At 66.1% G+C, this 17,586-nt stretch carries 23 protein-coding genes; 5 read left to right on the top strand and 18 right to left on the bottom strand.

Features of this window, described 5'->3' with window-relative positions; all coding sequences use genetic code 11:
* Positions 1-80: 80 nt before the first annotated feature.
* The 12 genes from Tther_RS11335 to Tther_RS11280 all read right to left on the bottom strand — a co-directional run bounded on the left by Tther_RS11335 (position 81) and on the right by Tther_RS11280 (position 11,952).
* Positions 81-2,111: a phage tail tape measure protein gene (locus tag Tther_RS11335; RefSeq protein ID WP_143903928.1), complete on the bottom strand. Its 2,031-nt coding sequence runs from the start codon at positions 2,109-2,111 to the stop codon at positions 81-83.
* A gap of 254 nt (positions 2,112-2,365) precedes the next feature.
* Positions 2,366-2,614, bottom strand: a complete 249-nt coding sequence (locus Tther_RS11330) for a phage tail assembly protein (RefSeq protein ID WP_143903926.1) — start codon at positions 2,612-2,614, stop codon at positions 2,366-2,368.
* 12 nt (positions 2,615-2,626) lie between these two features.
* Positions 2,627-3,139 (bottom strand): phage major tail tube protein, encoded by a 513-nt coding sequence (locus Tther_RS11325; RefSeq protein WP_143903924.1) that lies wholly within the window; start codon positions 3,137-3,139, stop codon positions 2,627-2,629.
* Positions 3,140-3,150: 11 nt separating this feature from the next.
* Complete coding sequence (locus Tther_RS11320) at positions 3,151-4,647, bottom strand: phage tail sheath subtilisin-like domain-containing protein (protein ID WP_143903922.1); 1,497 nt, start codon at positions 4,645-4,647, stop codon at positions 3,151-3,153.
* Positions 4,648-4,755: 108 nt separating this feature from the next.
* A complete protein-coding gene (locus Tther_RS11315; protein WP_143903920.1) occupies positions 4,756-5,091 on the bottom strand; it encodes a hypothetical protein in 336 nt (111 codons plus the stop codon).
* A complete protein-coding gene (locus Tther_RS11310; protein ID WP_143903918.1) occupies positions 5,091-5,543 on the bottom strand; it encodes a hypothetical protein in 453 nt (150 codons plus the stop codon). Before Tther_RS11310 ends, Tther_RS11315 begins: the two co-directional genes overlap by 1 nt.
* Entirely contained in the window at positions 5,543-6,946 is a 1,404-nt protein-coding gene (locus Tther_RS11305; protein ID WP_143903916.1) for a hypothetical protein, read from the bottom strand. Before Tther_RS11305 ends, Tther_RS11310 begins: the two co-directional genes overlap by 1 nt.
* Complete coding sequence (locus Tther_RS11300) at positions 6,946-7,257, bottom strand: hypothetical protein (RefSeq protein ID WP_143903914.1); 312 nt, start codon at positions 7,255-7,257, stop codon at positions 6,946-6,948. The genes Tther_RS11305 and Tther_RS11300 overlap by 1 nt, the downstream gene beginning before the upstream one ends.
* Before the next feature lie 21 nt (positions 7,258-7,278).
* Positions 7,279-7,806, bottom strand: a complete 528-nt coding sequence (locus Tther_RS11295) for a hypothetical protein (protein ID WP_143903912.1) — start codon at positions 7,804-7,806, stop codon at positions 7,279-7,281.
* A gap of 14 nt (positions 7,807-7,820) precedes the next feature.
* Complete coding sequence (locus tag Tther_RS11290) at positions 7,821-8,069, bottom strand: hypothetical protein (protein ID WP_143903910.1); 249 nt, start codon at positions 8,067-8,069, stop codon at positions 7,821-7,823.
* A 13-nt stretch (positions 8,070-8,082) separates the two neighbouring features.
* Positions 8,083-11,247: a DUF4815 domain-containing protein gene (locus Tther_RS11285; RefSeq protein ID WP_143903908.1), complete on the bottom strand. Its 3,165-nt coding sequence runs from the start codon at positions 11,245-11,247 to the stop codon at positions 8,083-8,085.
* A 12-nt stretch (positions 11,248-11,259) separates the two neighbouring features.
* The gene (locus Tther_RS11280) at positions 11,260-11,952 is read right to left on the bottom strand and encodes a hypothetical protein (protein WP_143903906.1); all 693 of its coding nucleotides are present in this window, start codon (positions 11,950-11,952) and stop codon (positions 11,260-11,262) included.
* A gap of 99 nt (positions 11,953-12,051) precedes the next feature.
* Here Tther_RS11280 and Tther_RS11275 point away from each other — a divergent pair, with 99 nt between their 5' ends.
* Together Tther_RS11275 and mazF are read left to right on the top strand one after the other, a co-directional pair.
* Positions 12,052-12,294, top strand: coding sequence for an AbrB/MazE/SpoVT family DNA-binding domain-containing protein (locus Tther_RS11275; protein ID WP_143903904.1), 243 nt, complete (start codon positions 12,052-12,054; stop codon positions 12,292-12,294).
* Complete coding sequence (gene mazF, locus Tther_RS11270) at positions 12,291-12,632, top strand: endoribonuclease MazF (RefSeq protein WP_143903902.1); 342 nt, start codon at positions 12,291-12,293, stop codon at positions 12,630-12,632. Before Tther_RS11275 ends, mazF begins: the two co-directional genes overlap by 4 nt.
* Here mazF and Tther_RS11265 read toward each other — a convergent pair.
* From Tther_RS11265 to Tther_RS11255, 3 genes are read right to left on the bottom strand one after another with little or no spacing between them, the layout of a single operon-like run.
* Complete coding sequence (locus tag Tther_RS11265) at positions 12,625-14,199, bottom strand: phage tail protein (RefSeq protein WP_185975080.1); 1,575 nt, start codon at positions 14,197-14,199, stop codon at positions 12,625-12,627. The genes mazF and Tther_RS11265 overlap by 8 nt on opposite strands.
* A gap of 11 nt (positions 14,200-14,210) precedes the next feature.
* Positions 14,211-15,065, bottom strand: coding sequence for a baseplate assembly protein (locus Tther_RS11260; protein WP_143903898.1), 855 nt, complete (start codon positions 15,063-15,065; stop codon positions 14,211-14,213).
* Positions 15,062-15,421, bottom strand: a complete 360-nt coding sequence (locus Tther_RS11255; RefSeq protein WP_221934028.1) for a GPW/gp25 family protein — start codon at positions 15,419-15,421, stop codon at positions 15,062-15,064. Before Tther_RS11255 ends, Tther_RS11260 begins: the two co-directional genes overlap by 4 nt.
* A gap of 73 nt (positions 15,422-15,494) precedes the next feature.
* On the opposite strand from Tther_RS11255, the gene Tther_RS11250 reads away from it, so the two are divergent.
* Genes Tther_RS11250 through Tther_RS11240 form a run of 3 tightly spaced genes read left to right on the top strand, consistent with a single transcriptional unit; the run spans position 15,495 to position 16,472 of the window.
* A complete protein-coding gene (locus tag Tther_RS11250; RefSeq protein WP_143903894.1) occupies positions 15,495-15,815 on the top strand; it encodes a type II toxin-antitoxin system PrlF family antitoxin in 321 nt (106 codons plus the stop codon).
* Positions 15,815-16,267 carry a type II toxin-antitoxin system YhaV family toxin gene (locus Tther_RS11245; protein WP_143903930.1) on the top strand — a complete coding sequence of 151 codons (453 nt, stop codon included), beginning with the start codon at positions 15,815-15,817 and terminating at the stop codon, positions 16,265-16,267. Before Tther_RS11250 ends, Tther_RS11245 begins: the two co-directional genes overlap by 1 nt.
* A 1-nt stretch (position 16,268) precedes the next feature.
* Positions 16,269-16,472: a type II toxin-antitoxin system ParD family antitoxin gene (locus Tther_RS11240; protein WP_221934027.1), complete on the top strand. Its 204-nt coding sequence runs from the start codon at positions 16,269-16,271 to the stop codon at positions 16,470-16,472.
* On the opposite strand, the gene Tther_RS13555 is transcribed toward Tther_RS11240, so the two are convergent.
* The 3 genes from Tther_RS13555 to Tther_RS13655 form a co-directional block, all read right to left on the bottom strand.
* Positions 16,431-16,601 carry a PAAR domain-containing protein gene (locus Tther_RS13555; RefSeq protein ID WP_246099022.1) on the bottom strand — a complete coding sequence of 57 codons (171 nt, stop codon included), beginning with the start codon at positions 16,599-16,601 and terminating at the stop codon, positions 16,431-16,433. The genes Tther_RS11240 and Tther_RS13555 overlap by 42 nt on opposite strands.
* A gap of 125 nt (positions 16,602-16,726) precedes the next feature.
* Positions 16,727-17,203: a phage baseplate assembly protein V gene (locus tag Tther_RS11230; protein ID WP_143903888.1), complete on the bottom strand. Its 477-nt coding sequence runs from the start codon at positions 17,201-17,203 to the stop codon at positions 16,727-16,729.
* A complete protein-coding gene (locus Tther_RS13655; protein WP_281280183.1) occupies positions 17,200-17,334 on the bottom strand; it encodes a hypothetical protein in 135 nt (44 codons plus the stop codon). Before Tther_RS13655 ends, Tther_RS11230 begins: the two co-directional genes overlap by 4 nt.
* Positions 17,335-17,586 lie beyond the last annotated feature (252 nt).

The raw sequence follows: 17,586 nt of genomic DNA, 5'->3' as shown, positions 1-17,586 counted from the left end.
GTTTCCGCAATGCTCGCCGAACTCGACGACGAGTGGCTGACCGGCAAGGTCTATCTCAACTTCAACCTGTAACCCGGTTGTCATGACCACCCAACCGGAAATTTACAGAAAAGAGGTTGCACAATCCCACCAAGGTAGGCCGCAATCGGATCCCAGTATTTGCGGATCACCAGCGCCAGACCCGCGACCGCAGCGCCGATGCCAGCCACGATCCACGTGATCGGGTTGGCGAGCAATGCGGCGGTGGTCGCGCCGATGGCTGGCAGCATCGACCAGAATGCCATCGCCGCTGATTTGATTGGCGTGATGAGCCCCAGCGCACCGATCTTGAGCCGGCTCCAGGCCAGCGCCAGCAGGCCCGAGCTGGCCGCTGCGCCCTGTGCCTGCACCTGCAGCAGCGCTAGCCCCGCGCGCACCGATGCGATGGCCGTGTTGGCTGCCAGAAATGGCCCTTTGACGAACGTCCAGGCGTAGCCGAGCGCGATGCTTGCGACCTTGAATCCCACCACGGCGGCCGTCGCGCCCACCACCACTTGAGTGACGACGGGGAACCGCTCGGCCAGCTGCGCCAAGGCCCCGATGGGGGCCATCAGCGCGCCCAAGAGGCTGTTCAGGGGCGGCAGCAGCGCGTTGCCGATGGTGATGCCAAGGCGGGATATCTGGTTTTTGAGCAGCTGCAGGTTGTTGGCCGTGGTGGCCGCGCGCGCCTCGTATTCTTTTTGCATCGAGCCCGCGTAGGCGGTCTCGTCGGCCACCAGGCCGATAGCCTGCCGGTAGGTGTCCAGCGAGCCGACCAGCTTGGCGATGTCGTCGGAGTACTCCGCGCCAAACAGGTCGGAGAGCGTGCCCATGACATCTGGCGCGCCCTTGACAGCCTCCAGAAAGTTGATGAGCGTGCCTTGTGCGTCCCGCGCGATGTCCTTCTTCAACTCTTTCGCGCTCAGGCCCAGCTGCGCCAATGCCTGCTGGAATTTGCCGCCTTGCTTGTCGGCGGTAGCGAGCTTGAGCAGCAGCGCATTGATGCCGGTGGCCGCGACTTCGGGCGGCGTCTTGAGCGCCAGGAAGGTCGCGCCTAGGGCATTGAGTTGCGCACCGGACAGGCCAAAGAGCTTGGCTGTCGATCCAGCCCGGTTGGCGATGTTGAGCATGTCCGCCGCGCGGGCGTCCATGTTGTTGGACAGGTGGTTGATGGCATCGCCGAGCCGCACCACCTCGTCTTGCGTGAGGGCAAAGATCGTGCGCAAGCCGGTCATCGCCGCGCCGGCCTGCTCGCCGGAGAGGTCAAAGGCCACGCCCATCTTGGCGGCGTCCTCGGCAAAGCGCACCAGTTCATGGCGCGCGATGCCGGCCTGACCGGCCGCGGCGACGATTGCGCCGATGCCGTCGGCCGCCATCGGTATCCGCGTGGACAGCTCCAGAATGTCTTTCGACATCTGCGCAAACTGCTGCGGCGTGTCGAAGTCCACCACCTTCTTGACATCCGCCATCACCGACTCGAACTGAACCGCCGGCTTTACCAGGCCATAGAGCGCGCCACCCAAGGCCACCGCATCCATCATCTGGGCGCGGTAGGCGCTGCGCTGCTCGAGATTCTTGGCCTGGGCCTGTTGCGCGCGGGTGAGCGCCTCGGTGCGCTCGCGCAGCTTCTCAAGCTGGCTGCCGAGACGCGCGCTTTCTGCGCCAAGCTTTGCCGCAGCAACGCCGGACTTTTGCAATTCGGCCGTCTGCTGCGCAAGAGACGCCTTGACGGCGTCCAGCGCAGACTTCGCCTTGCCGGCCTTGGCGATGAGCGCGTCAAGCTGGGCCTGGTAGCGCGCGTCCGCCTTGGCCTGCTGCGCGGCCAGCGACTCGCGCGCCTTGGCCAGCGCCGCCTCTGCCCGGGCGCGCGCTTTCTCGGATAGGGCCGGATCGGCAGCGCGCGCTTCCGCCGCCGCCACCCGTGCCCGCGCCTTGTCCAAGGCGGGCGTTGACCACTGCCCGGAGGCCTTGGCCTGCTGCAACTGCCTGATCTTGTCCTGCGCCTCTTGCCAGGCCTTGCCAGCTTCAATCGCCTGCTGCCGCAAAGACTCCAGCTGCTTGATGCCGGCCTGCCTGCTGCCCAGCTCGGCCATCGTCGAGCCCAGCCGGTTGAGCTGGTCTTGCGCGCTGCGTACCGCGGAGCCGAGTGACGTGGCAAGGGCTGCGCCGATGGTGATGGTGACGGGATGCGATGCGGCCATGGTGATTCAACGCGGGACGGCGAGCAGTTGCCGCGCAATCGACAATGCCTCGACCAGCTCGCTCACCTCCATGGCGAGCAGCTCGGATCGAGGCCAGTGGGTGTAGAGGGCAAGCTCCACCACGAGGGCGGCAAGCTCGCCCGGATTCACTGCAAAAAACCGCCCAGCACCTTCTGCAACTGGGCGTAGTCCTTCATGTCGAGCTTGAGGATGGCGTCAGTCGGCAACTCGGCCAGGTTGGCGATGAGCCGGATTTCGCGCTCGGCATCCGTCCCGGCGGCCTTCTGCGCGGCCAAATGGTCGCCGACGGTGGGGCGGCGCAGGGCGATCTCTTGGATCGGCAGGCCGTCGTGCTCGATGGGGAAGTGCAAACGGATACGTTCGGCGTGACCCATAGCGACCTCCCGTTACAGCCCGATCGCAGCCCGGATGGCGTCCATCTGATCGACGCCGCCGACCTTGCGCACAAGGTTGATCGCGTCCACCTCCACCACTTCTTGGCCGTCGATGGTGAGCTTGTAGTAGCTCGCCGCCACCGAGACCTTCAGCGCGCTCTTGTCGCCGGGCTTCCAGGTGCCAGCGTCGATTTCGCGCCATCCGCCGCGCAGGTTGATGACGACTGGCTTGGCCTCTTCGCCCTGCGCCTGGATCGCGCCGCGGATGGTGATTTGCACCGGCTTGAGGTCAAGCAAGCCAAACAGCTTGTACACCTCGGGATCGTAGTCCGAGATGGTCAGTTCGGCTTCGAGCTTGTCCATGCCGAGGTCGATTTCGACCGGCACATCCATGCCGCCAGCGCGGTGCTCCTCGGTCTTGAGCGTGAGCTTGGGCAGCTGGATTTCGTCGATGCGCCCGGCGTAGCCGCGGCCATCGACAAAGAGGTTCATATTCTTGAGCACGCGGGGCAGTTGAATGGGCATGGCATTGCTCCTTACTTAAAGATTTCCTCGAGGTAGTCGCCGACCATGCGCGAGCGAAACGTGATGTGCTCGGCCGGGTATGTCGGCGTGAAGTCGAAGTCGAAGTACACGCGCCCATCGGCGATTGCCTCCGGCGTGTTGAGGTCGTGGTCAGCCCAGCATTTGCCCCCCAGAATCGCGCCCTTGGCCTTGAGCTGTCGCAGATACGCATTGACGCCCTCGGTGACCTCGTCGACGTAGGTCTTGGTGATGTTGCGGTCCACCGCCCACAGATGCGCGTGCAGCAGGCTCTCGTTGATCATGTCGGCGGTGCGCCGCACGCACAAAAAGCTCCACCGAGGGTCGTTGGCACAGCTGCGGTTGCCCCACAGGCGCACGCCATTGTGGACGATGAAGGTGGCCACGCCGAACTCGTTGAGGTAGTTTGCTTGCGTGTTGGGGTCATCGATTGCCCACGACAGCAAGCGCGCCGGGCGCAGCACGCCGCGGATGACCTGGTTGGAGGGGCTCGCCCAAAAGCCGTTGATCTCATCGGACTGCGCGATCAGCCCGGCGACGCGCGCCGACGCCGGCTCGGGCGCTTGCGAGCCGTCCGTGCGACGCACCACCAGCCACGGATCGACAAGGTAGGCCCGCTCCGAGCCAAACTGCGATCGGTAGTCGATTGCAGCTTCGTCGCTGGTATTGGGCCCGTCGATGACGGCGATGGCGCGCAGCTTGTGCGCCACCGATATCAGTGCGTCCGCCACCGGCTTGTTGTGCGAGAAACCGGGCGCGATCAGGATGCGCGGCTTGATCTCTGCGCGGGTCGTCAGCAGAGCATTGATGCCCGTGAGCTGCCCGGCGGCGTCGCGGCCGCCGATGACGTGGCTGATCGTCTCGCTCGTCGTGCTGCCTTCGGCGACGCGCACGACGTAGATCATCGGGCTGGCCTGGTCGTTGATGCCAGCGATGGCCCACGGCAGCGTGCCGGACTGGCCCAGATGCGGGATCAGGCGACGATTCGTGATCAGCACCGGGGTATTGAGCGGGAACGGCTCGTCCATGCCGCCATCCAGCGCTTTCGGCCCCAGCGTCGGCTGCATGATACCGGCTCCGTCGCCCAAAGCGGCGGCCTCGATGAGGGTCTTGGTGTCATCGTCCGCATTCAACGCGGCGGCGACATCGCTTGCCGCGCTGATGCGCTGGCCATCGGCATCGCTGGCCAGCGTGACCAAAATCAGGATCAGGCCGGGCGCGCGACCATCGACCGCGACGGTCAGCGGCTGGTTGGGCTCGGTGGCGGCACGCAACTCAAGGCGCAGCGCGTTGCCGACGACGCCCGCCTGTTTGGCGACGACGCGCAGCGCCGCGTTGCCGCTGCCGACCGTCAGTTCGGCGCGCCGCGCGCCGGCGGCGTCGGGCGCTGTGCCGACCAGCCCGACGACGGAGGATTTGACGGTGCGCACGCTGCGCGCGCCGTCGTTGATCTCGACGATCTCGATGCCGTGTAAAAAGCGTTCGGTCATGGGGGTTCTCCAAAAAATCCGCCAAGCGGCGGATGTCAGGGGCGAATGCGCAAAAAATCCGCCCATTGGCGGATTTCTGCGGCCGTGAGGCGGGGTCAGACGGGGCGATCAGCGCATCGCTTTACCCCGATCCAGCTCGATGGATTTCTCGCAGTGGTTCGGATCGAACCGATCGAGCAGCCGACACAGCACGCAGGCCCAGCGCTTACCCTCGCGCGCGGCCTTGCCTGCCCGGCTGCTGATCGTCTCGTCCTCGTGACCGCCGAAAGCCGCGTTGGCGAGCTGGTCGTATGACACCGCCAGCGTCCAGGCGCGGCGGCCGCTCGAGGAGGCAATGATGGCCAGCAGCATCCACGCGGATGCCACCGCTGCGGCGAGCTGGCACAGCAGCCAGATCGCCAGCAGCGACAGACGCTGTCCGATGGCGCGCTGCAGCGTCCGCATTACGCCAGCACCTCCTGCACGCGGGACTCCGACAGCAATCCAGCCGCCGCCAGCGCCTGCAAGCCGCCCACGGTCTGCGGGTCGTCCAAGTTGACTTCCTGCGCCAGCTTGAGCTTGTCGAGAAACACCTCGATCAAGACATTCGTCTTGGCGGCGGTGTACACGGCGGCCAATTCTTCGGTTGTAAACCGATTCATAAATTGCAACTTGGTCAGGACGCGCGGTGCAGAGGCTGTCGGCTGCGCCTGCGCCGCCTGCTGCTCGGCAATCGCGGCCAGCACCTCCTCGTCGGTCTTGCCGGGGAATGCGTCAATGACCTTGCCATCCTCGTCGAGGCGATAACGCGCAGCCAGCCGCGACTGTTTGGACGTTAGCTTGATCCAGCCGGGCTCGGGGGTATCGGCCTCGATGATGGCGATGTGGCCGTTGCGGATGTCAAAGTAGGCATTCATCACAGGTTCACCTCCACGAAGAATGGACACGGGGCGGCGGTGGTGTGGCCGTTCGGAATCGAGAGCGTGAACTGCGTCGGCGACACGGTGGCCGTCTGCACCGAGCAGTCGTAGCCATAGACCGCACCGTAGCCGTGCGCGCTGTAGCTGCTCGACGCATTGAACGCCACCGCAAAACCCGCCTCTCCCCAGTGCAGCAGGCTGCGACCGTGCGATGTCTGGCTGTCGGAGTACATCACTCGGGCGCTGTTGGAGTGCTTGTTGACGGTGATGACCCCAAGGCCCGCGCCGTAGTAGTAATACTGGCTGTAGAAGGCCACCGTGCTGCCATCGCGGGTCTGCATCACCTGCATACCGGAGCCCCGGGCATTGTTCCGGCCATAGCTGGTTGTCACGCCATACGACACGTGGTTGGATGGCGTGTCAAACGTCGTGTCGCCAGTGCGCGGGAAGCGCACCACATACAGCGCCGAGCCAGCGTTGAAGAAGCCGACGAACACGTCTCCGTTGTCGGTGAGCACGGGCGTGGCCCCGCCGACTGCCTCGGCATTGTTCGCCGGCGTCCAGCCCGACCAACTGATGGCAATTTGCGTTGGCGTAATGGCCGACAGAATCGCGTTCAGGTCGCTGGTCGCGTCGAGCATCGGCAGATTGCTGTACAGCCGCAGCCACATCCCACTGCTGGACGTGGCGTAACTGCCCCCCAGGATCACCAGCTCGTTGCGGGCGCGGTTGTAGGACGCCGTGCCGTAGAACCCGCCGGGCAGGCCTGGTACGACAAACTTGCTGATAAAGCCGCGTGTGCCGTTAGAGACGATGATCGCCTCGGCTTCGGTACGGCGGGCCAAATACAGCGCCCCATTCCACAGCAGTAGCGTCAAGCTGCGGTCAGACAGATCGCCATTGACGAACGCATCGTTGAGTTCCGTCTTGGTCTCAACGCCATACGACGGGCTGCGACGTGGCAGCAGCAGTGCACCCTTGGCGTCGAGATTCCAGTGGTCATGCCCAAACTCACCGCAGCGGCCCGTGTAGTTCGACCAGCCGTTGCCGTTGTTACCGGGCGCCGCATGCGCCCCACCATAACCGAACGCTTGTTGGATGGCCCCATCGTAGTAGATGCTGTTGCTCGCGCTGTGGGGATACCCATGGTACGCGCCGCCCAGGGTGAACACAGGGTCCATCGCCAACCCGTATCCGGATGGCGACACCGTGCCGTTGGTGCCGTATTGGCTGATCGCAGACGGCAGCGGCACCGGGTTGACGCCGGGGATGTTGCGCGCCGGCAAAAACTCCTCGTTGAGCAGCCGGTACGTGACGGCGGCCGCATCGCCCCCGAAGTTGCACAGCGCGTATTTGACATCGCTGCGCGTCGATTGCTGGCTAGAAATGTACCGCCCCATCACGCCACCTCTTCAATGCCCCAAGCGTTGAAACAAACATCCGCCGTGCTCGCCTGCACGAACAAACGCTCACCTGCGGCCAGCGCAATCGCCGTGCGCTCGAGCACATCCGACGGCGCCAGCGTCGCATCAAACTCGATCCAGCCGCTCTCAGGCGGCGCATCGCCGGTGCCGACAGCCACGCGCACACGCGCGTCCGCCTGCCCCGTATTGCAAGCAGACAGATTGACCGTAGCCGACCGCCCGGTCGGTACGGTGTAGAGCACAGCCGCCGTACCGGCAGCTGGTTTGAGGGTTGCTAACAAGCTCATGGGTTGACTCCTTCAAGAGGGTTACATCTGCGCGTAGAAAAACGCCCGCGCGCCAAACACAAGCTGCTGCGTCACGCTGCCAGCAGCGGCCGCCACATCGGCCAAAGCCGCCGCCTTGAAGGCGTTGACCTCGGCGATGACGGCGTCGCGGTTGGCGTTGGCGGTGTTGACCGCTGCGTCGCGCGCGGCATTGACCGTATTGACGGCGCTGACCTTGGTAGCGTCGATCTCGTCCTGCGCCGCATTGCGCGTCTCCACGATGTAGGCTTCCGCCGCCTCCTTGGTGGCGGTCACCGACGCCTCTGCCGCCTCCTTGGTCGCGGTGATGCTGGCAATCGTCTGCGACTCGACCGCTTGCGCGTGCTCGGTGATCTCGGCGATCTTGATGTCGCCCATCTCCTCGACTTCGAGGACGGTCGCGCGACCACCGATGCGGTCAATCGCCGTGCCGAGATAGGCCAGCTCCTCCGGTGTGGCGGTCTCCGCCGCCACCCCGATCTTGGTCTTGATCGCGCGCACTGCGTCGCGCAACAGGGGATCACGTGCCATGTGGGGCTCCTCGCTCAAAAGTCATACCCGTGCAGGGCGCGCAGCCGCAGCCGATGCACGTAAGCATCGGTGGCCGACTGCTCGGCCGCCAGGCCATCGATCGCACCAGACAAAAAGGTGCTCACACTCGAGTGCTGCTGCGCCGCCTCGGTGATGTCGGCGTCGATGCGGGTGATGGCCTCGCGCAGTCGATGCACGTCGTCCGACAGAAGATGTGTCGGATGCGGCAGTGGATAGCCGCGCGGTGTGCTCTCAGACGGCATGTTCTACCCCCCGTCAGACGATGACGGCGCGCAGATTGCGCACCAGCGCGCGATGCGCGGCGCTGTTGCTGATCTCAAGCCGCACGCGCGTGATCTTGTCGGCACCGACGCCTTGCAGCCCGTCCGCGCGCCACTCGATCTCGACCCACCCATCACCGACCGGCTCGGCCGCCGCCGCCGGCAGCGTCGCGTAGCTGCCCGCCGACCCCGCCTCAGCTTTGGCGGTGACGCTGGCGGTGCCGGGAGCGAACACCTCAGCGATGACGCGCGCGGCAAAGCTGGCCTTGGCCGGGATGGCACGGCTGACGTAGTCCGCGCTTTCGGCGAGCGTGCCCACCACCAGCTGCGCGCCGGGGGCCAGGATCGGGGTGGCATCCGGCAGGCCCGTCAAGTCCACCGCCACCTGCACCTTGCCGCTGTAGGGCGCTTGCAGCGACACCGTGCCGCCGAGCACCGTGGACAACACACGCCCGTCATCGAGCGTCAGTCGCACGCGCGCGCCGCACCCGCTCTTGGGCAGATCCACTGCGCCAAGCACAAGCAGGTCAGTCGCATCGGTCACCGACACATCCTGCGCCACGGTGACCGAGCGCGCCGACGCGCTCGTGGCCACGCCAAGCAAGCGGAAGGCCAGGTCTTTGTCCTGGTGCGCCGTCCACGTGCTGGCGTTGGATGAGGACAGTAGCACGCCGACCTGGTACGGCTGGCTGGTGACCCAGCGGCCGCCTGCCGCGTCCCATTTGCCCAGCTCAGCGATGGCGACCGACGTGTCCGCATCGTCGGTGAGCACCACCAGCGCGTACTCGACGCCCGCCTGCAGCCAGGCCGGCAGGTCGAAGGCGATGCGCGTCGCCCCTGTGGTCTGGATGGCCGACGGCTCGATGCGCCCCTCGGCCAGCACGGTGCGGGTTGGGAATCCGGCGACCGTCTCACGGATTTGCACCGTCACTGGGCGAGACCCGCGCACGGTAAACCACAGCTCGACCGCCGCGACCTGCTGCGACTCGGGCAGGGTGAAGGTCTGCGCCAGCGGGTCCCACCACCAGCGCGTGATCGTAGTCGTGATGCGCTCGCGGGTGGTCTGAGACACCAGCGTGCCGCGCCCCTCAAAGGTGGCCTCGCCGTGGCTGCCGCCCGCGCCGTCGATCTCGAAGCGCTTGACGCCCGCCGCGATGCCGGTGGGGATGGTAAAGCTCGTCTCCACCACCCCCTGGGCGCTGGCCTTCAGACCCGTGGGCACCGGCAGTGCGACGCCATCAAAGCGCATCGCGGAAACGGACTCGTTCGGCCCAAAGCCAACGGCGCGCACGGCCACCGTGATCGGGCGCAGGGTCGGGATTGCGGTCTCGATGCGCGAGACGACCTCGGTGCTGCGCGACACAGTCGTGCGCGACAAAATGCCACTGCCGCGCACGATGGTCTCGGTGATCGCTGCCGCCTGCGCGATTTGAAACTCGGTCCAAAAGTCCCGCGCTGGGTTGAGCGTCACCGTGGCCGGCGCGGGCAGGATCGCCTGATAGGGGTTGATCTTCATCGCGCCGGTGCGCGCGGTCTGCTCCAGCACCGTGCGCAGTGCAAAGGGCAGCATCTGTGGCTGCTCTAGGTATGGCCCCAGTACGGTGGCCGCAATCGGCGCGCGCAGCGCACCGTCCACGATCACCGCCGATTGCGCAATCCCTGCGTCGCGCAGGTCGTCGTCGCGGAAGGGGTCGGCAAAGACCCCGGCCTTGGCCGCCGGCTCGCGCAGCGTGATGTCCTGCGTCAAGCGGTCGCGCGCGATGAAGCCGTACAGCCGCGCGATGTCGTCGCGCATCGCCTGCAGCTCGTAGGTGGGCACTGCGCGCACGCCGCTGTCGATGACGCGCACCGGTGAGGCTGCGCGCCAGGTCAAGTGTAGGTCGCACAGGCGCAACAGGTCGGCTGGCAAGGCGGGCGGGTTGGGGTTGCGCTCGACCGCCACCCCCTTGATGCGCTGCACCAGACCTTCGCGGTCGATGACCAGCGCATCCACGCGCGGCAGCATCCAGTCGTAGTCCACCTGCACCAAGGTGCCAGCGACGAACCCCTCGACGGTAAAACCATCCTCGTCGATGTCGGTGGCTGCGACCTGGGTGATGTAGTCGTAGGTGACCTCGTAGGCCGAACCCGGCGCGGGCTCGGCACCGGCGGGCGACCAGTTGATGACGTTGCCTGCCACCGTGTAGTCCTGCCCGACCTGGTAGGTCGTTGCGCCCTGCTTGACTTCAAGCACCTGCACCACCGCCGCATCGGGCAGGGTGTCCGCCGCCCCGGAAAACATCCCGTGCGTGACGTTCACGGTCTTGCGCCGGGTGCCCTGCACGCGCACGACCTGCGCCAGCGGCGCGTAGTTGACGTTGATGCGCATGCGACCGTTGGCGTCCGGCGCAAACACGGTCGGCTCGGCGAGCACGCGCTGGATGTCGGGGTCGAAGTCGAGCACCAGGCGGTCATCGTGCGGCCGCTCGACCTTGAAGCCAGCCACGTTGCACACACCGGCAGCAAGGCCAAAGGTCAGCTTGCCGTCTTCGCTGCGGCGGCCAAGGAAGCGCACGCCCAGGCCCGAGACCAAATAGTGTCCGTTTGCGTCGTAGTCGTAGCGCGCGAGCATTTGCTTGACGCCGTCGAAGGCCGGCGGGCGCTCGCGGTTTTGCAGCACGCCATCGACGACGCTGGCCACCAGGTAAAAAGGCAGCGCAGCATTAGCATCGGCCCCGCCGTCGCTCACCCACCCCCACAGGGCCTCGACCTTCAATCGCCCAGCGCCCGGCTCTTGGTAGTTGCGCACGCCCACCGCGGGTTCGCGCAGGCTCGGGTCTTCCAGCTCGGTGATGACGGTCTCTTTCAGGCGCACGCCCAGCGTCACCTCGCCGGTCGTGGGGATGGTGAACTCGGCCGCCGGCACCTCATGCACCGCGCCCTTGATGTAGATGCGCGCTGCGGCCAGAAGCGCACGCCCGGCGTCGGCGTCGATGACGATCTCGCCGCCCGAGACGATGTTGCCGTCCTTGAGCACGGCATCGGCCACGCCGCGCAGACGGTGGATCAGCGTGCTCTGGATCTCGTTGAGTTCGCGCGATTGCAAGCCGTCACCCGCGCGAAACAGCAGCTCGGCGTAGCGCTTGGACGGGTCGAACAGATTGTAGTAACGCTCAAGCATGGGGTGACCTCATCAGAAGGTGACGACGAATTCGAAGGTCTCGCGCGTGGACGGCTGGCGCACGATCGGCACCGAGTGCTGCAGCAGCAGCAAGATGCCGGGCTCAACAACTTGGCTCGGCACGAAATACTTTTGTCCGGGCGGCAGGCTGGGATCGGTCTGCGTGCCGACGAAAAGGCCCTGCTCGCGGATGGTGCTGGTGGCGGCGTCTTCGAAGTCGAAGCGCACGCGGATGAAGAGGTGATTGGTGGGGGTCGTGGACAGCCGATAGCGCCCGGTGGGCACGACGATCTCGCCTTGCGCGTCGACAGCGACGAAGTGCACCTCATCGACCACCCGGCGGCCGACTTCGCGCAGCAGCGCCGTGCGGTCGATCGGCTCGGGCGGGTGGCCGACCTTGAAGTGCACCGTCACATCGCCCTGCTCGGGGATAGCGCTGCCGGACAAGCGCCGGATCATGCCCTCGCGCGCATCGACGCTGTAGTCCACGTCGCGCGTGTAGGTGGTGCTCTCATCGAGCGATGTCACGCGCACCTCCTCCAGGTACGTAAATCCGAGCGCGATGAGATCGTCGGCGTCAAACGCGGTGCTCACGGCTCGCGTGGTATCCCACACCGGATCGCCCTCGCCGAGCGCCAGATGCAGCGTCTGCTGCTTGATGGCTGCGGCCAGGGCGGCACGGCCGCTGGCGGTCAGAATGGCCATGGGTGTACTCCCAAAGGGTTCAAAGGATGAGGGGGTTGAGGGGGAAGGCCGAATCGCCTAGACTGCGCACGTATCTACGTTCGTATCTACGGAGGCAGCATGGCGCTTCAGTTCGTCAAAAAGTGGGGCAACAGCCCCGCCATTCGTTTGCCGGCGGCTGTGCTGGAGGCCGCCCATCTGAAGCTGGAACAAGCGGTTGAGGTGCGCGCCGACAACGGCCGCATCGTCATCGAGCCGGCGGCGCCGGCGTACCGGCTCGACGAACTTTTGGCCGGCATCACCCCGGACAACCGTCATGCGGAGCACGACTTCGGGGAGGCTGCAGGCCTGGAGCAGCTGTGAGGACGCCATACGTGCCGGATGAAGGCGACATCGTGTGGCTGAACTTCACGCCGCACAGCGGGCACGAGCAAGCTGGCCGACGCCCCGCTGTCGTGCTCAGTCCCAGGGCTTACAACGAGCGCTCGGGATTGCTGATCTGCGTGCCCATCACCAGCCAGGTCAAGGGTTACCCGTTTGAGGTGGCGCTCAGTGGCGGCCACACCCGCGGGGTGGCTTTGGCTGACCAGGTCAAGAGTCTGGACTGGAAGGCCCGCCAAGCTGAGCGCAAGGGCGCGGCCACCACGGCTGAGCTCATCGAGATCAAAGCCAAGCTCAACGCTTTACTCAGACTCAGCTGAGCGCGCCTGCGTCGCTGGCGTGGGCGCTGCCGATCAGCTCGCGGGTGTCGGTCCAGCTCGACGCCGGCCAAGGCGCACCCGTCCAGGTCTGGCCGCTCCAGTCGGCCGAGCCGCACACGAGCGCCGCTCGGCTGGCCGCGCAGGCCGCCGTGTGCAGCAGGGCGCGCCGGCTGTGCCGGCGGCGTGCCGCCGTGGCCGCCGTCACCGCTCCGTGGCCGAGTGTTTCGGTGGCGTGCGTGCGGGGCACGATCTCGGTGATCGGCCGCCAGACGACCTCTGGGCCGTCACCGAGCGTCATCGCGCCCAAGCGCGGCACCTCACGCACGCGCCACAGGCCGCGGCGCGGCGTGCGCGCCTGCGCATCGCCCAGCGGCGCGCTGTCCGACAAGGCGATCAGCGCGCGCTGGTACAGACGCGCCCGCCAGGGGGCGGGATCGGGCAGCGGCGCGTTGGCAAGCGTGACGGTGCGCGCCAGCGCCAGCGCATCGAAGGCGCGCCGCATCTCACCCAGCCGCAGCCAGCCCAGCGTGCCAGCGCGTGTGCTGACGGCGCGCGCATCGGCGCGCGTGCGCGCTGCCGCCAGTGCGGGCTCGCGACTGCGGGCAGCGGCCCCGTGCACGGCATCGATGCGCTCGAGCACCGGCACGCGGATGAGCCGGTGCGGCGTGTCCGATAGGGCACTCGCGCCCAGGACGATGGGGCCGCCTTCCTCGCGCCAAAAAAAGCGCGGCAGGCAGGCGTTGGTGTCGCCCAGCGGGGTGCTGTCGGATGGCACCACCATGGCCCGGCAGAACTTGCGTTCCGGCAGCAGCGTCTGCGCCACCCTCACCCCGCGCGCATTGACTACGGTGAAGAGGTGCGAGTGCAGAATCTCCTCATTTGGCGTGTGCCCTGGGTCGCCCAGTCGCGCGTAGTCGAGCAGATAGCGGTCGATCAAGCGCGCCGCCGCAAACCGCGCGGGCGCATACACGGCCGCAAGCGCCGCCGCCGGCCACGACTGCGCGAGCGGGTGCACACGGCCAAAGGACAGCTTGGTCTGCCCATCGCGCCAGAAGACGCCGCTGTGATCCGACAGCAGCGCATCTCCCAGCCGGCTTTCGTCGAGCACCAGGCGGCGCAAGTCCCAGCCGTGGTAGATGCGCGAGAGCCGACTGCGCACCGGAGCCGATAGCCGGGCGATGGCCACCAGCGCGGCGATGTCGGCATCGTCCTCGAGCACGCGCCCGGAGTCGACCATGAACTCGGCAAAGTGCAGGCCGGGGGTCTCTTGCTCCACCTGCACGCTCAGGCCCACCCACGACAGCGCGATGGTAAGCGACGCCGGCGTGCCGCGTATCCGCTGCCAGCGAATGCCCTCGGCAATCGCGCGGCGCGGATCGGGCAGATACGGCAAAAGCTCGCCCAGCCCGTATTCCCAGATCAGCCACGGCAGCAGCGAATCGGCTGGGTTGACCTTGAAGGTGCGCAGCGCCTCCGTCGGCTCAGCCAGGCGCGTGAGCGTGTCGGTGGACAGCGACAGCGCCCGCTCCAGCGGCGACGCGTTGGGCGGCAGCAGATGATCAGACACGCTCGCCTCCTCTATCGGTCGCGGCCGGCGAAGATCAGCTCATCGCTGATCAGGCGCACCGCTTGCGTGCTGCTGACCCGCACATCGCTGGCGGGCTCGATGAGCTCGACTTTGTGCACCCCCGGCTGATGCAGATGCGCGATCAGCCACGAGCGCGTCAAATCCCAGCCCAGCCCCGCCGCTTGCGCCATGGCGCGGCGCAGACCAGGACTCAGCGCATCAAACACCGACAATGGCGTATCCGGATACAGCCAGATGCGCGCGCGCACCGTCACCGGGATCAACTCCACCGGCACGACCTCCACGGTGTCAGTGAGCACGCGCACATCGTCGCGCAGCACCACATCCCGCACCGCCTGCAGCAGCGCCTCGGGCACGGCGTCGCCATGACCCGCAGGCAGCACGCTAATGCGCACCCGACCGGGGCCCGGGCTGTCGACCGCAACGTCGGCCACCTCCGGCGACGCCGACAGAGCCCAGTAGCGGTAATGCGCCGCGCCGCCGGCGCTCGACCAGCCCATGATGCGCTCGCGCACGCGCCGGCGCAGGGCATCGTCGCCCTCGCCCGCCAGGCGCGTCACGCCATAGAAGGCGGCCAGGTGGTCGAGGTCGGCACCATCGGCAAATGCCAGCAGGCTGGCGCGTGCCGCGTCATTCATGCGCGCGCGCAGCAGCAGCTCGCGGTAGGCCGCCACCTCCAGCAGCTTGATCGCCGGGTCGGAGGCCAGCAGCGCGCTGTACTGCGGATAGCGCGCCCGGAAGTCCTGCAGCATCTCGGCGAAGATGCGATCGAAGCTCAGCTCCTCGATGGACTGCGGCGGCGGCAGGCTCGCCAAGTCGGCGACAGTGACGGGATACGCGCTCACGACCGATCTCCTGCGATGCCGATGCCAGACAAGGTGACCAGGCGGTCGGCGAAGCCCTGCAGCCGCACTTCGCCCTCCAAGGTCAGCTCGACCCAGCCCGCGCGCGCATCCGTCAGGCGAGCGCGCGTGAGCCGAAAGCGCGGCTCCCAGCGCGCCAGCGCCTCCGCCACCGCCGCATACAGCTCCACGGCCAGCCGCGGCGTGATGGGGCGGTCGATGAGGTCGGGCACGCGCGAGCCGTAGTCACGGCGCATCACGCGCGTGCCGATGCGGGTGGTCAGGATGTCGCGAATGCTTTGACGTAGGTGGTCTAGGTCAGCCAAGGCTTGGCCGGTTTGGGCGTTGATTCCGAGCATCATGGACCTCACCTTGACAATGTAAGGATTATTCCTTACCATAACAATCAACTCAGATTCACAGGAGGCCGCCATGCCCGCCATTCACGAGGTCGCCACCCTCACCTCGAAGGGACAGATCACCCTGCCCAAACCGATCCGTCAGACCCTGGGGTTGGGCGCTGGCGACAAAGTGGCCTTTGATCTCACGGGCGATCGCGTCATCGTCACCCGCATGACCGACGACGCACACGAAGACCCAGCCATCGGCAACTTCCTCGCTTTGCTCGAAAAAGACATTCAGTCTGGCCGACACGTCACGACGATGCCTGATGACTTGGCGCGCTCGATGCTCGCAGCGCTGGGCAAGCGGGTCGATCTGAACGAGGACATTGAAGGCGACGTGGCGCTGTGATTCAGCGTCACGGGTGGAATCTGCTCTTCCACGATTGCCTGATCGAGCAGTTACAGAAACTGGAGGCAGCAGCGTCGCGTGCCAAGGCACAAGACCCGCGAGGGTTCGAGACTAACGCCAACGTCAAACTTTTTGATGCCCTTGCGACGCTGATCCTCGACGTCGTCCCGAGCGATCCGAACCGAGATGAGTACCGGCAAGGCAACACCATGGGGCCGGCGTTTCGCCACTGGCGCAGAGCCAAGATTGGGCGACGCTTTCGCTTGTTCTTTCGCTTTGACTCCAAGACCAAGATCATCATCTTTGCTTGGGTGAACGACGAGCACACCTTGCGTTCATCTGGCGCCAAAACCGACCCTTACGTGGTCTTCCAGAAAATGCTCAAGTCCGGCAATCCTCCAGATGACTGGGATGCATTGTTGGCTTGCTCAAAAGCCGACTGGAAGAAATAAAGTGCACGCACAAGAACAGGACTGCAGCGCTGAAATGATGGCTGTTCGACAAGCGCTCATCGAAGGTGAAGCCAGCGGCGAACCGAAGAAATTCGATATCGCTGCGTTCAAACAAAGAATGCTGGCCAGGCAATACACCCACAACTCCGAAGAATTGGGCACATCAACCAGCGAAGACGTTCATCGAACCCTGAGCCACCGCTGACCCACAGGCCACCGGATCGCCGATGCGCCCGACGGCCTGCCCCTCTGCAAACACGCTGGAACTGCCCTTCGCCAGCACGCTGGCGTGACAGGCGAGACCACAGCAGTGAGTCCCCCAGGCATCCCCCATCCGATGCACCGCGATGCCATTGACGAACACCGAGGCGGCAGCGGAGGTACTCGGGCGTGCGGGGAAACAGCCGTGGCCGGTGCATTGATCACCGAGACGAGTGACGGCTGGCATGGCGACCTCCTTCAGTTCAGATCGATGCGCGGCGCGGTGATGCGGATACCGGCGTCATCCATTTCGATCTTGCTGGGGCCAACCTCGATGACGATGCGCCCGCCGCTGGGCACCGACAGATGCCAGTAATGCTGCCGCCTGTCGTACTCCAGCACCGCGCCGTCCTGCCACACCGTGCGGCTGATGTCGGGGTCGTCCGCCGGCGGCGGATAGGCATCGCGGTAGAGCGACCCAACAACCACGGCCTGTGTCAGGTCGCCGCCCGGGGCCACCAGCACCACCTGCTCGCCCGGCTCGGGCGCATGCCAGGTGCGGTCAGGCCCGGCGCGCACCGTGGCAAACGGCAGCCAGCCGGTCAGGATCGGCCCGGCGCGCACCCGCACCCGCGCGCGCGTCGCATCGAGCTCGGCCACCTGCCCGATAAGCACGACATTGCTCAGCCGTCGCTCGTCTTCGGTGAGGTCATGATGCAGATGGCGTTCGCTCATGGCGTCGATGGCGGCTCGGTCAGTGGCACGTAGTCGGGCTCAAACGGCACGCCGATGCGCGGCACCCAGCTGTAGAGCACATGCAGCGGCAGCCGGCCCTCGTCCTCGACGGGGCGCGTCCAGTAGGCCACCTCAAATATCAGGCGCGCCGCCAGCACCGGTGTTTCGCCTTCGCCGTCTTGGAGTTGTGTATCGTTCTTTCTGTAAATTCCATTTTGCCGGTTGTCTGCTGGGCGGGGATCTCCGGCGCTACGCGCCTACGCTCCCCGCCCAGCAGACAGCGCGAGGGTGGGTCTGACGCCATGACTTCGAGAAAGGAGTGTAACCCTCATGGCAATACGAGTCGAAACCAACCCCTTGGAAGCCGCTTATGCGATCTTGCT

The organism is Tepidimonas thermarum (assembly GCF_007556705.1).
Classification (GTDB): Bacteria; Pseudomonadota; Gammaproteobacteria; order Burkholderiales; family Burkholderiaceae_C; genus Tepidimonas; species Tepidimonas thermarum.
Note: the sequence above shows the minus strand (reverse complement) of the source record. Positions and strands in the feature narration are given on the sequence as shown.

What these genes read in the sequence shown, in the direction of transcription:
- Tther_RS11335 (WP_143903928.1), bottom strand. Translation starts at nt 2,111, where the DNA reads ATGGCCGAGCTGGGCAGCAGGCAGGCCGGCATCAAGCAGCTGGAGTCT.
- Tther_RS11330 (WP_143903926.1), bottom strand. Translation starts at nt 2,614, where the DNA reads ATGGGTCACGCCGAACGTATCCGTTTGCACTTCCCCATCGAGCACGAC.
- Tther_RS11325 (WP_143903924.1), bottom strand. Translation starts at nt 3,139, where the DNA reads ATGCCCATTCAACTGCCCCGCGTGCTCAAGAATATGAACCTCTTTGTC.
- Tther_RS11320 (WP_143903922.1), bottom strand. Translation starts at nt 4,647, where the DNA reads ATGACCGAACGCTTTTTACACGGCATCGAGATCGTCGAGATCAACGAC.
- Tther_RS11315 (WP_143903920.1), bottom strand. Translation starts at nt 5,091, where the DNA reads ATGCGGACGCTGCAGCGCGCCATCGGACAGCGTCTGTCGCTGCTGGCG.
- Tther_RS11310 (WP_143903918.1), bottom strand. Translation starts at nt 5,543, where the DNA reads ATGAATGCCTACTTTGACATCCGCAACGGCCACATCGCCATCATCGAG.
- Tther_RS11305 (WP_143903916.1), bottom strand. Translation starts at nt 6,946, where the DNA reads ATGGGGCGGTACATTTCTAGCCAGCAATCGACGCGCAGCGATGTCAAA.
- Tther_RS11300 (WP_143903914.1), bottom strand. Translation starts at nt 7,257, where the DNA reads ATGAGCTTGTTAGCAACCCTCAAACCAGCTGCCGGTACGGCGGCTGTG.
- Tther_RS11295 (WP_143903912.1), bottom strand. Translation starts at nt 7,806, where the DNA reads ATGGCACGTGATCCCCTGTTGCGCGACGCAGTGCGCGCGATCAAGACC.
- Tther_RS11290 (WP_143903910.1), bottom strand. Translation starts at nt 8,069, where the DNA reads ATGCCGTCTGAGAGCACACCGCGCGGCTATCCACTGCCGCATCCGACA.
- Tther_RS11285 (WP_143903908.1), bottom strand. Translation starts at nt 11,247, where the DNA reads ATGCTTGAGCGTTACTACAATCTGTTCGACCCGTCCAAGCGCTACGCC.
- Tther_RS11280 (WP_143903906.1), bottom strand. Translation starts at nt 11,952, where the DNA reads ATGGCCATTCTGACCGCCAGCGGCCGTGCCGCCCTGGCCGCAGCCATC.
- Tther_RS11275 (WP_143903904.1), top strand. Translation starts at nt 12,052, where the DNA reads ATGGCGCTTCAGTTCGTCAAAAAGTGGGGCAACAGCCCCGCCATTCGT.
- Tther_RS11255 (WP_221934028.1), bottom strand. Translation starts at nt 15,421, where the DNA reads ATGCTCGGAATCAACGCCCAAACCGGCCAAGCCTTGGCTGACCTAGAC.
- Tther_RS11250 (WP_143903894.1), top strand. Translation starts at nt 15,495, where the DNA reads ATGCCCGCCATTCACGAGGTCGCCACCCTCACCTCGAAGGGACAGATC.
- Tther_RS13555 (WP_246099022.1), bottom strand. Translation starts at nt 16,601, where the DNA reads ATGGGGGATGCCTGGGGGACTCACTGCTGTGGTCTCGCCTGTCACGCC.
- Tther_RS11230 (WP_143903888.1), bottom strand. Translation starts at nt 17,203, where the DNA reads ATGAGCGAACGCCATCTGCATCATGACCTCACCGAAGACGAGCGACGG.